Origin of the sequence: Pseudoalteromonas luteoviolacea H33-S (assembly GCF_001625695.1) — a bacterium.
GTDB lineage: Bacteria > Pseudomonadota > Gammaproteobacteria > Enterobacterales > Alteromonadaceae > Pseudoalteromonas > Pseudoalteromonas luteoviolacea_B.
In genome coordinates this window covers 78961-91399 of record NZ_AUXY01000098.1, presented here as the reverse complement: position 1 = coordinate 91399, position 12439 = coordinate 78961, and the positions used below count along the sequence as shown (strand labels likewise).

Below are 12439 nucleotides of genomic sequence, written 5' to 3'. Positions count from 1 at the left end.
TTTACTACAAGTAGTATCGGATATGAATGTGCAAAAACCGTGGAAGTTAGAGATACGAAGGCGAAATCTCACCTTCGTATAAGGTGTTAGCAACTAATTAAATTGAACGATTTCTAAACCAACAACATAGCGTTCTGCTACATCTTCATTACTGCTGCTCCTGACCACTTTAGCGCTGGCATTAAAAGGCGGGATCGTTGTGCTTTTACTATTGATGAACACTGTCACCAATTCACCTACTTCCAATGGATGTTCAATCTCTACGGACAAGCCAGTAGCGCTTAAATCTAGGCATGTGCCAAGATGCTTTTCCCCAGATTGGCTTACCGTTAACTCAGCTTGCGCATTGACCATCATGCGCATAAAACGACGTTTATCTTCATGGATCATAGTGAGCTCCTAGACCATATTTTTTATTTTTTCCAAAAGCGATTGCATGGCAAATGGTTTTACGACATATTCATCACAACCCGCTTCATACCCTGCTTGTTTCTCTTGCTCAGATTCCAAACCTGAGACCATCATTACCGGAATATCTTTGGTTTCGGGTGTATTTTTCAGCATGCGGCAAGTGTCATACCCATCTAAACCAGGCATACAAACATCAAGCAAAATCACGTCTGGTGGGTCCGCAATTGCATTTGACAAGCAGCTGATCCCAGATTCTGCATAACTGAATTTAAACGCATCTGACAAAGCCATCGACAACATTTCGTAGTTAAAATACTCATCATCAACAACTAACACATGCGGTGTTCTACTCCGTCTTTGCTGCGTGGACATAGTCAATGTCGCTTCCTTATCACAATCCAAAAATTTAAATCCTCTTATTAAGGTAATTGGCTCAAAGCAAATTGCAAGTCAATTCCTATAAATCCAATTCATTTAATGCATTCATCACGCGCTTAGCCGAAATTGGGTAAGGTGTACCTAAGGTTTGAGCAAATAAAGACACCCTTAGTTCCTGTATCATCCAAAAAATATGTACAAGCTCTTTTGGCACAGGCATTCCTTTTGGCACCTTGTTGCACTTTTGACTGTACAAGTCTGATACTTTATCTAACTCTAGTACGCATAAGCGATCTCGGTTAGGGTCAACAGGTAACTTTTCTAGGCGCTTTTCAATCGCTTTCAAATAGCGCAAGAGATCAGCGATTTTGTCAGCGCCATGCTCACTCACAAACCCTCTAAAGATAAGCGACTCTAGCTGAGATTTAATATCGCCATGTGCAGTGATCATGGTCAAATCAACACGGCCTTTCATGCGTTTATTGACACTGTGCGCAATACTCAATACTTGCTCCACTTGCGATGCAATTTCCACTACTTTATCGCCAAGCTCACCGCGAATATGCTCCTTAGCACGCTCAAACTCAGATTCATCTCTAATCATATCAAACTGCTTTAATAGGCTATCTACGCCAGCTGCTGTGCAGTCTGAAATTAAGTCATGAATTTTGCCAAAGGGATTGAAGTACAGTCCCAATTTAGCCTTATTTGGTAAATGCTGCTGTAAATATTTTACCGGTGAAGGTATGTTGAGCAAAATAAGTCTGCGCAAGCCTAATTGGTGCGCTTGAGCAGCTTTGTCAGGGTGGTCGAATAACGAGATAGAAGTACTATCTTTTTTATCCACTAATGCAGGGAATGCCTTAATCTCATAGCCACCTTGGGTCTTGGTATATTCTTTTGGTAACTCCCCAAATACCCACTCGGTTAAATCCTCTTGTTCAATGCCCTTTTCTGCAACTTTAGAAAGCGTTTGTGAAACCTTGCCTTGAAGTTTTTCTTTCAGTGCTTCTAAATCAAAACCATGTGCAATCACTTTGCCAGAATCATCGACCACTTCAAATTGCATCTTCAAATGGTTTTCAAGCGAGCTAAGATCCCAATCAGTGTCAATCACTTTGACGCCGGTCATGCGCAATAATCTTGTCGCCAATGACTCGAGTAAAGGCCCTTGTAAAGGCTCAATTGAAGCCAGTACCGCATCCGCATAATTAGGCGCAGGCACAAAGTTTCTTCGCAAAGTCTTTGGCAAGCTCTTAATCAATGCACAGATCAACTCATGCCTAAGCGCTGGAATATGCCAATCAAAGCCTTCGTTTTGAACCTGATTAAGTAATGCCAAAGGAATATTAACGGTCACACCATCAACGGCTTTTCCTGGTTCAAAGTGGTAATTCAGTGGCAGTGTTAAATTACCCTGCTGCCAAATATCTGGGTAATCAAAAGCGGTTACCTTGTCAGCATCGTGTTGCATTAAAGACTCTCTGCTCATATGCAAAACACGTTTATCACTGTGCTTTTTAAACCACTGATTAAATGCAGCTCGATTATTTACATCACTTGGGATCCGCTCATCGTAAAACTCAAACATAGTTTGCTCGTCTACCAAGATATCTCTACGTCTAGCTTTGCTTTCTAATGATTGGATCTCTTCAACAAGAGATTGGTTATATTCTAAAAACTGAGCTTTTTGACCGAGCTGTTGACCAATAAGCGCCTCTTTAATGAATAGCTCTCGGCTAATAACAGGGTCAATTTGGCTGTAAACGGTGCGCTTTTTCGAAACTATGGTCAACCCGTAAAGTGTTTGTTGTTCAAAAGCGATAATTGCACCCTGCTTTTTCTCCCAATGAGGCTCGCTATAGCTGCGATTCACAAGGTGCTGCGCGAGAGGCGCAACCCAGGCTAAATCAATTTTGGCATTAATGCGTGCATACAACTTACTCGTCTCTACCAGCTCCGCTGACATCAGCCACTTAGGGCTTTTCTTAAATAATGCAGATCCTGGGAAAATATGGAACAGGCTATTGCGCGCGCCTTTATAGTGTTGTTTTTCATCTTTCATACCAATATGGCTGAGCATACCGCTAAGTAAAGATTGATGGATAGCATCAAAGCCCGCTTCGTTGCCAGAGCCTTTAAAATCCATTTCATCGCATACAGTCTTAAGCTGATAAACTATGTCTTGCCACTCACGGATCCGCATATAAGCTAAGAAGTCTTTTTGGCACTGCTTTCTGAATTGGCTTCGCGACAGCGCTTCTTGCTGCTCTTCTAAATATTGCCATAAATTCAAAAATGCCATGAAATCAGAGTTAGGGTCGTCGAATCGGCCATGCTTTTCATCTGCCGCGCCGCGTTTTTCTTGAGGTCGTTCTCTTGGATCTTGAATAGACAACGCAGCAGCAATGACGATAACTTCATTTAAAGCGCCTTGCTCTGCTGATGCCATCACCATTTTGGCTAAGCGAGGATCAATTGGTAAACGACTTAGCTTTCTACCAGCTTGAGTCAACTTGGCGTTTTCTCGACGTGATGCTGCTTTTACCGCGCCAAGCTCTTCCAGAAGCGCCATACCATCTTTGATATTTCGACTATCTGGCGCCTGTACAAATGGAAACTTAGCAATATCACCAAGGCCAAGTGCAAGCATCTGTAAAATAACGGATGCGAGATTAGTTCTAAGAATTTCAGGATCTGTAAATTCTGGTCGCCCTAAAAAGTCTTCTTCAGAATAAAGACGAATACAAATACCCGCAGCAACTCGGCCACATCGGCCCATTCGTTGATTTGCACTTGCCTGAGAAACCGCTTCAATTGGTAGGCGCTGAACTTTTGTTCGATAGCTATAACGGCTTATACGCGCAGTACCTGGGTCTATGACGTATCGTATACCTGGCACTGTTAGGGATGTTTCAGCAACATTCGTGGCAAGTACAATGCGACGATGGCTATGAGGCGCAAAAATTCGGTTTTGTTCAGCATTAGAGAGACGTGCAAACAGCGGTAAAATCTCAACGCCTTTCAAGTTGCGTTTTGACAGCGCATCAGCCGTATCACGAATTTCTCTCTCGCCATTCATGAAAATAAGAATATCGCCCGGGCCTGCATCACACAGCTCATCAACTGCGTCAAATATACCTTGTAGCTGGTCATTCTCGGCTTCGCTCTCTTCCCCTGATACATCGATAACGGGGCGATAACGCACTTCTACAGGGAAGGTTCTACCTGACACTTCAATGATTGGCGCATCATTGAAATGCTGTGAGAAACGCTCAGGATCAATGGTTGCTGAGGTGATAATAACTTTAAGATCTGGGCGCTTTGGTAGTAAGTTTTTCAAATAACCTAAAATAAAGTCAATATTAAGACTACGCTCGTGGGCTTCGTCAATGATGATGGTGTCGTATTGATTTAAAAATCGATCTTGTTGAATTTCCGCCAGTAAAATACCGTCAGTCATCAACTTTACATAACTTTTATCAGAAACTTGGTCGCTAAAACGAATTTTAAAACCGACTTCCTCACCTAGCTCACAACCCACTTCTTCAGCAATTCGATTCGCAACACTTCTTGCGGCTAATCGACGAGGCTGAGTATGGCCTATATAACCATCAATACCTCGGCCAAGCTCAAGACAAATTTTTGGTAGCTGAGTGGTTTTACCTGACCCTGTTTCACCTGCGACGATAACCACTTGGTTTTCAGCAATCGCTTGCTTGATATCTTCTTTTTTCTGGCTTACGGGTAAAGCTTCAGGATAGGTTACTTGCGGTAATCCTTCTTGACGTTGCGTTTTCAACTGCTGGCTTCGGGCAATGGACTCGCCGATTTGAGCAATCACTTTTTGTTGCTTCTTTTCGTCGGCTATTTTTTTTACGCCTTGCAGACGTTTTTTAAATAAAAACTGATCCTTCTTTAAACAAAAAGGGATATCTGAATACAACGACTTTAAGTCCACTACACGACACCTTGAAAATTCCAAAATCGTCGCGTAGTTTATCAAAACCTGAGTAATCTACCCAAGTAAAAACAAGTTTTTAAACAAATCTGTTGCCTGATTCGTAGGTATCGTGCAAATGTTTATCAAAAGCGAGTAAAACATGTGCTCTCGTAATTACCCCGACTAGTCGGCCATCTTCGTCACAAACCGGATACAATTTAGGTTTGTCGTTAGACATCCTATCCGCTATTTGCAAAATGCTGTCATTGGGACTTACGCATACAGGTTGCTTATTCATAACATCAGAGACAATACTGTGAGACTCATTTTGATATGTTGCCTCCAGCATCTTTTTAATACAATCTTGCTCAGATAAAAACCCAATGACTTTTTGGTTGTCATCTAAAACAGGACCGCCTGATTGACCACTTTGTAAAAGCTTTTCAACCGCCATTTCAATACGCATATTTGAACTAAACGTTACTGGTCTGTGATTAAAATAATCTGCTACTTTAACTGATTGCATTGTTTATTCCCCCAAATAAAATGCCAGCTACTTTTATAATAGTAGCTGGCACTGAAAAATTTGCCTAAGAATCAACAATTGAACCGACTATTTAAAAATCTCTACATAGGTTTGCGCTGAATTTGATTTGCTCGCTCTATACATACCCTTTGTATTGAATGGCATGCTGATGTTGCCTTTCGTATCGACGATGATCACACCACCCGTTCCACCCGCTTTATACATAGGGCCAAAAATCACTTCTTTGCCTGCTTGGTTTATGGATTTATTTTGATAAGCAACGCGTGCACAAATATCGGCAGCGACATTATATCGAATAAAATACTCCCCATGCCCAGTTGCAGAAACTGCACATGAATTATTATCCGCGAAAGTACCAGCACCTATGATTGGTGAGTCACCTACCCTACCATAGCGTTTTGCAGTCATACCGCCAGTCGAGGTACCAGCTGCCAGGTTACCATGCCTATCTAACGCAACTGCACCCACAGTGCCCATTTTGTATTGTTCAGGAAGTGCCTGATGTAACGCTTGGTAGTCTTTGGTACCGCTTTCTTTTTGCTTGAGCTTTTCTTTTGCTCGCAACAAAGCCTCATACCTATGTGAAGTATTAAAATACTCAGACTTAACAAGTTCTAGACCCTGCTGCTTTGCAAACTTTTCTGCGCCTTCTCCGCTTAGCATAACGTGTACCGAGTTTTCCATCACCTCTCGGGCGAGATTAATCGGGTTTTTCACATGCTGAACCCCAGATACGGCGCCAGCTTGACGGTCTCGGCCATCCATGATTGAGGCATCTAGTTCATGATGCCCTTCATAGGTATAAACAGCGCCTTTACCCGCATTAAAAAAAGGAGAGTCCTCCAAAATATTAATCGCAATAGCAATTGCATCAAGACTATCGCCTCCCTCATCAAGCACTTTATAGCCGGCTTCTACGGCCTCTTGGAGCTTCGCGCGATACGCTTTTTCTTGCTCTGGTGTAAAACGACTTTTTTCAATTGTGCCAGCGCCACCATGGATAGCGATAGCAATAGGTGAATTGTTGATTTCTGTAGCAGACACTTGCAAAGTGGTGAGCATTACAAATACAGAGCTAAGCATTGTTAACTTGCGCATCCTGAGTTCCTGTTTTTATTTATGATTTATTTGTTACTTAACTTGGCAAGATAAACTTAAGACTGCATTTGTGCAACAATATGCGCCAAAGAAAAAAACTGAATTGAAAATATAAAATATGCAGTTGTAATAATAGGATTTCAAAAACAAAAAAGCGCCCAAGGGCGCTTTTTTTCACTTAAAGATAATAGTTAATTATGCTTCTTGTGATTGTGCTTTAAGACGAGCTAGACGTGCAACTTGGTGAGTTGACGTAAGGAAAGCAAAGATTGGTGCTAGGTAGCCACGTTTACGAAGCTCTAGGTAATCTTCGTCGCTTAATTCATTAAGCTTACGCTCATCAACAAGGTAGATACCATTGATGTCTTTTTTCTCACCAGCGATTTCTACTGTAAGTGTCTGTTGAACTAGAAGCTCTTTTTCAGCAAGGAACTGAGTGAACACTTCAGTTACACGTGCAAATTCAACGTAGTTTACTAACGCTTCTTTACGTGCTTGAAGGTATTCTGTTTCTTTACCGTCAGCAAATAGCGCGTTACCAGCTTCTTCGCCTACTAACGGGCTTGCTTCATCGATAACTATACCAAATTGATCTTCTTCAGGGTGCTTTACAAGACCAAACGGGTAACGAGCAGCAGCTAAAGGTGCAAAACCGGCCTGCCACTTACCGTCTTTAACATATAGGTTCTCACCTGGCTCAAGACCAAATAATGCAACAGCTTGGAACTGACCTGATTCAGTATTTTTAACAAACGCCATTGGGAACTCAGTCGCAACACGAGCAAACTCATGTGCAACAACTGGGATTAGGTGCTGAGACTTAAGAAATTCAACATTGATGCCGTTTTGTACTTTAAGGTTGGCATGCTTCTCGTTGTGTAAAGGCTGCACTTGTTGCTCCGCCATAATACTACTCCATTCAAATTCGAAATTATTACTTTTTGTGGCCCTAAGGCTAAAGGTTTTAGACTTAAAATGGAAGTAAATTTTATTTATTTATACTTATTTCACCTTATAAAAAACTAGGTTAAAATCCAGTCTAAATAAGGTGTTACAATACATAATGAGAATAAACCTGTGGACTTAATAATTAATAACAAAGCATCAATAACAACAATAAATGTCCCTGAAACAAGCGAATGCGTAGTTATTGTTGATGATTTGCTTGTAAACCCAGAGTCTCTTTTGGACTTTGCACAAAACACAGCATATTTTCATAAAGAAGGAGCATGTGGCACTTTTTATCCTGGAAAACGAGATTTGATGCCCAATTTTTATGTCGCTGCGATAGAAAAGTTCGTCAATGAGAGTATCAAACCAATATTCAAAACATTCTCCTCAATCCAACTGTCAAAATCATTTATGAGTTTAACTACGCTTGAACCGACCGATTTACAAATACAACAAAAAATGCCCCATGTAGACACAGGCCTAAATGATGAATTTGCCAGTGTACACTACCTGTGTGGAAAAGAGCACGGTGGCACCTCAATTTACAAGTACCTTCCTGAGAACAAGGTTCAATTTTTTAATAATGACGTAGCAATAATCAAAAGTATGATCGAGCAGGTCGAGAAACATAAAGATGAACATTCAGGTTATATTACAGGAACAACCTCTCTGTTTGAACCTGTAATAAAGATAGAAGCAAAAGTAAATCGACTTGTTTTTTATAAAGGTAATTTACTGCATTCTGCAAACTTAGATAATCCTTTAAGTTATTGTAAAGACAAACGAAAAGGAAGATTGACTATCGCGTCGTTTTACAAGGGATTCGATTAACTTTTTTGAATACCAAATTCAGCTATTTTGTTCAACAAAGTCCGATGCTCTTCAAGATTATCACAAAAATGCTTGCTCGCACTTTTTACTTGCTCACGACATTTCATTTCCATTGATAAATTTTGGCCTTGGCGGTGTTCACTTCCTGTTTGGAAATCCATACCGAACAAAATATATAAATAATTCTCGTAGTCAAACACTTCAAATTTGGAAAAAAAATCTTCTTTTACAGGTGGCTGGTGTGACCAAAGAGCCAACATGTCTTTTATATTATTAGAACATAAAGACAAGTCACGGTTATCAGTCCAAAAGGCGGAATCTTTTCTGTCCGATAGCGCATAATGTAACTTTATAAACTCTAATACCTTATCCCACCCGTAGACTAGGCGGTTGTTAAACCGTGTCGATAACGCCTCCATCTCCTGCCTATTTTTAGGTACCCTTTGTGCGAGTAACCTAGCAGACAAATCGGATATTAGTATTGCTGTGGCCTCAAGAGGTTCAACAAACCCCTGTGACAGACCAATAGCAACACAATTTTTATGCCAAAACTTTTCTCTTCGACCCACTTTCATATCTATTTTTCGGGGAGTAAATTGTTCATCTGTAATACTTTCCCCCAAATACGCACGAAATTTGAGCCGTGCAGTTTCCTCATCCATATGTCTCGACGAATAAACAAACCCAACCCCCCGCCTTGTTGTCAAGGCAATATCCCAGATCCAGCCTGCTTGATGGGCCGTTGACAATGTATACGGTGGTATGTCTTCATTTTCGGTAGTAGGAACCTGCATTGTTAACGCTTTATCAGTAAATAACAGGTCACTTTTATCAACAAATGGAATACCCAATTGCTGCCCCATCAAAAATGAATTGAACCCAGTACAATCTACAAATAAGTCACCGGTAATTATGGACTCATCTTGGCAAATCAAAGATTCAATATAGCCTTCAGAGTCTTTATTAATAGATTCAACATCAGCTTTTATATGCTCAATGTTAAGCCTTTTTACTCCATGGTTCCGTAGCAGATCTGCAAATTTGTGTGCATCAAAATGATATGCATAAGAAGTGATACCTTTATACTCAGGTGTGGTAATTAATTTGGGAGCTAGACCGTTTTCACACACAGAGTACTGAGGTGCTACAAAGCTGGCATACGGCTCTTGTTGACCTTCTACTTTCCATAATGGATATAAATCAACTCCTGAAGGTAAAGGGTAATCAAACAAATGATGATAGAAATGAATTGATTCTGATTTTTCTCTGTGGCGCCAGTTTATGAATTTAATTGACTGCTTAAAAGTCGCATCACATTTTTGAAATATCTCTTGCTCACTAATCCCTATTGTTTTCAAGCTGTCACGGATACTCGGAACAGTTCCCTCACCAACACCGATAATTGGAATATTAGGTGACTCAATTAATGTAACAGAGTACTCTGGACTATTTTCTAGCGATTTTGCTAAATGACACGCCGTTAGCCACCCAGCAGTACCTCCACCGACAACGATTAACTTCATATTTAATAACCCAAACAAAAAAGGCCCACTATGTGGGCCTTATATAAACAAATTTTTATTAGAAGCGGAAGTTTAAGCCCACTCTGTATCTCGCTTCACCTTCATATGACCATGCAGGGAAACCAGCTTGTAGTTCACGTTTAACTTGAGAGTCAGATGCAGCTGTACCAATTTGAATACTATCTTCTTCAGTAAGGTTTACTGCTTCGAAAGTAACATCTAAGTAGTCTGTAACTTTATAATTTGCACTCAAATCAAGTGAACCGTAGTCTTGGTGCTCACGGTTACCATAGAACTTAGCACCTTCACGGATCATGTATTCTGAACGCCAGTTATAGGCTAAACGAATGCTATACAGATCTGTTTCATAATAACCAACCATGTTCACAGTATGCTTTGATGAATCAGAGAATACTGATAGGCCATCAGAATAGTTTTGACCCGGTGCAGAACCTTCTGCATAAGTATAGTTAACAGCATAACCGAATCCATTATCAAAGCCATCTTGAAGCTGAACTTCGATACCTTCAATTGTACCACCGTTACCGTTATACAGCGTCTCAATAGTCCAGCTATCAGCACCAGTGTTGTTGTCAACAATGCCAATTTGTTGGTCAGCTACTTGATCTGAGGTTACGAATGATGAGATATCTTTAAAGAAATACGTCATAGCAAATAACGCATCGTTATCAAAATAGTACTCGAAACCAAGATCCGCTTGTGTTGCTTTAACTGGGTTCAGACTGATTGTGCCATAACGTAATACTTCGTTATTTGGAGTACCGTCATTCAGACCAATTTGAGTCGCGCCACTGAATAAGTCTTCATAGTTAGGTCTTGAAATTACTTGTGCTGCAGAGAAACGTAAAATTACATCTTCTTTAACATCAAACGCCAAGTTTAAGCTTGGTAAAACCTGAGAGTAGTCACTCTCGTCTTTGCCTAACGTATCTTGGTAACCAGAACCAATTACAAACGGGTGATAAGTAGATTCAGCATCAGTTGAGATATAACGAAGGCCAAAATTACCTCTTACACTGTCTGCAGAAAAATCAGCCATAACATACACGGCTAAGTTTTCTTCGGTGATAGTGCCAATTCCAGCAACATTCTTGTCGAAGCTAGCAATTGCTGCGCGTCCTTCAGCGAGCATACGGTCAAGGTTTGGCTCAGGTAAAACATATCCTGCGCCTGATGAAACCGTGCCACTGTATAACTCAGAGCCAGCAAGTTTATTGATTTCAGCAACAGTTACAGCAGCATAAGCATCTTTCTTAACTTCATGATCTGCCCAGCGGAAGCCTGTGTGGATCGCGGTGATTGCACCAAAATCTACTGGTAACTCAAGATCTAACTGCGCATAAGTTTCTTCATCTGTGTTTGGTTCATTTTTAAGAGACCAACCAGCAGCACTTAGCGTGTCATTGAAGTCACCAGCAACCCAGTTTTTCTTAGGGCCACTAATAGCTACAACATCACCACGCAAATCATATGTGCCTGCAAAATGTTTCGCTTCGCCAACTGCTTGACCAAAGTTAGCCGTTAAGTCTGTACCACCTTCAGCCTCTGTCATACCAACACGACCAGTCAGCTTATAGTCATCAGTTTCATACTCAAAGTCTACGTCGTATGTGTCTGACTGCATGCTTGCAGCACGGGCCCAAGTCTGGATCCAACCGCCAAAGTCACCTGTGCCTGGGCGTTCCCAAACAATACATGTACCGTTAGCGTTTGTTTGCGTACAAGATTCATCTTTTTTATCGCCAAAAATTGTATAGATTGACGTATTTGCGTTGTCAGCTTCAAGCTCTAAGCTCATTAAGTTAAGGCTTACTTGAAATTGATCATTTGGTCTGAACTGAATTGATGTACTGATTGCAGTACGTTCACGCTCTTGTTGGAAAGTTGTAGGTGAAATTTCACCCCAACCAGCAAGAGTTTCAATACCGTTTCGTTGATAATTAGTTTCAGCATATGCTACTGAACCTAAGAAACCAATCGTTTCGTCTGCATTTTTCCAGCTGTATAAGCCAGAAAGCTGAGGATCTGTTGACTCTGAAGCTGTACCGTAATCGCCTTTAATACCGATAAATGTCGTATTCGCATCTAAATCTAATGGCTTACGAGTCTTAACAATAACAGTACCACCTACACCGCCTTCAACAATATTAGCTTGTGAAGACTTGTAAACTTCAATACCACCAATTAATTCAGGCGGAAGTAACGTATAGTTGAAGCTTCTGTCTATTGCTTGCTGATCATACCAACCAGTTGAAGCAACTGTATGTCCATTTAATAACGTTCTAGTTAGTGTAGCTGATGCGCCACGAATTGAAACTTGTTGACCTTGACCAAATTGACGGTTAACGGCAACACCTGGGATACGACCTAGCGTCTCACCTACATCACTATCTGGGAATTTACCCACATCTTCCGCTGTTACAGCGTCAACAACAGATGTTGCAAAACGTTTGGTATTAATTGACGCCTCTAAAGAACGACGAATACCGCGTACTTCAATTACTTCTACGTCTTCTTTGACTTGAGTACCACTATCAGCAACTGCTACACCAGATACGCCTGCGGTTAACGCAAGACCAATGTTTGCAGCTAGTAAACTTTTCTTAAAATTATTAGCTAACACAGGATTCCCCTTGAATCATTTTGTTGGTTTTAAAATCACTTCTGCCCAGTGATGATGACAACGCTGTCATCTAATAACAAACAATACACCCAAAATTACATAATCGCTACATG

Annotated in this window: 9 protein-coding genes; 1 reads left to right on the top strand and 8 read right to left on the bottom strand. The window is 40.8% G+C overall.

Annotated features, from left to right (window positions below; translation table 11 throughout):
* Positions 1 to 93 precede the first annotated feature (93 nt).
* The 6 genes from N477_RS19745 to N477_RS19720 form a co-directional block, all read right to left on the bottom strand.
* Complete coding sequence (locus N477_RS19745) at positions 94 to 390, bottom strand: PilZ domain-containing protein (RefSeq protein ID WP_063363074.1); 297 nt, start codon at positions 388 to 390, stop codon at positions 94 to 96.
* 9 nt (positions 391 to 399) lie between these two features.
* Positions 400 to 783: a response regulator gene (locus N477_RS19740; RefSeq protein WP_036977231.1), complete on the bottom strand. Its 384-nt coding sequence runs from the start codon at positions 781 to 783 to the stop codon at positions 400 to 402.
* Between the two features lie 85 nt (positions 784 to 868).
* Positions 869 to 4750, bottom strand: coding sequence for an ATP-dependent RNA helicase HrpA (gene hrpA, locus N477_RS19735; RefSeq protein ID WP_063363073.1), 3882 nt, complete (start codon positions 4748 to 4750; stop codon positions 869 to 871).
* 79 nt (positions 4751 to 4829) lie between these two features.
* The gene (locus tag N477_RS19730; RefSeq protein ID WP_063363072.1) at positions 4830 to 5258 is read right to left on the bottom strand and encodes a CBS domain-containing protein; all 429 of its coding nucleotides are present in this window, start codon (positions 5256 to 5258) and stop codon (positions 4830 to 4832) included.
* 87 nt (positions 5259 to 5345) lie between these two features.
* Positions 5346 to 6341: an isoaspartyl peptidase/L-asparaginase family protein gene (locus N477_RS19725; RefSeq protein ID WP_419555249.1), complete on the bottom strand. Its 996-nt coding sequence runs from the start codon at positions 6339 to 6341 to the stop codon at positions 5346 to 5348.
* A 231-nt stretch (positions 6342 to 6572) separates the two neighbouring features.
* Positions 6573 to 7283, bottom strand: a complete 711-nt coding sequence (locus N477_RS19720; RefSeq protein WP_063363070.1) for a SapC family protein — start codon at positions 7281 to 7283, stop codon at positions 6573 to 6575.
* Positions 7284 to 7454: 171 nt separating this feature from the next.
* On the opposite strand from N477_RS19720, the gene N477_RS19715 reads away from it, so the two are divergent.
* Entirely contained in the window at positions 7455 to 8159 is a 705-nt protein-coding gene (locus tag N477_RS19715; RefSeq protein WP_063363069.1) for a DUF6445 family protein, read from the top strand.
* Here N477_RS19715 and N477_RS19710 read toward each other — a convergent pair.
* Together N477_RS19710 and N477_RS19705 are read right to left on the bottom strand one after the other, a co-directional pair.
* Complete coding sequence (locus tag N477_RS19710) at positions 8156 to 9682, bottom strand: tryptophan halogenase family protein (RefSeq protein WP_063363068.1); 1527 nt, start codon at positions 9680 to 9682, stop codon at positions 8156 to 8158. The genes N477_RS19715 and N477_RS19710 overlap by 4 nt on opposite strands.
* A gap of 58 nt (positions 9683 to 9740) precedes the next feature.
* Complete coding sequence (locus tag N477_RS19705; protein WP_063363067.1) at positions 9741 to 12326, bottom strand: TonB-dependent receptor; 2586 nt, start codon at positions 12324 to 12326, stop codon at positions 9741 to 9743.
* Positions 12327 to 12439: the final 113 nt, after the last annotated feature.

Excerpts from the sequence above, each read along its gene's own strand:
- N477_RS19745 (WP_063363074.1), bottom strand. The coding sequence starts at position 390 with ATGATCCATGAAGATAAACGTCGTTTTATGCGCATGATGGTCAATGCG.
- N477_RS19740 (WP_036977231.1), bottom strand. The coding sequence starts at position 783 with ATGTCCACGCAGCAAAGACGGAGTAGAACACCGCATGTGTTAGTTGTT.
- N477_RS19730 (WP_063363072.1), bottom strand. The coding sequence starts at position 5,258 with ATGCAATCAGTTAAAGTAGCAGATTATTTTAATCACAGACCAGTAACG.
- N477_RS19725 (WP_419555249.1), bottom strand. The coding sequence starts at position 6,341 with ATGCTCACCACTTTGCAAGTGTCTGCTACAGAAATCAACAATTCACCT.
- N477_RS19720 (WP_063363070.1), bottom strand. The coding sequence starts at position 7,283 with ATGGCGGAGCAACAAGTGCAGCCTTTACACAACGAGAAGCATGCCAAC.
- N477_RS19710 (WP_063363068.1), bottom strand. The coding sequence starts at position 9,682 with ATGAAGTTAATCGTTGTCGGTGGAGGTACTGCTGGGTGGCTAACGGCG.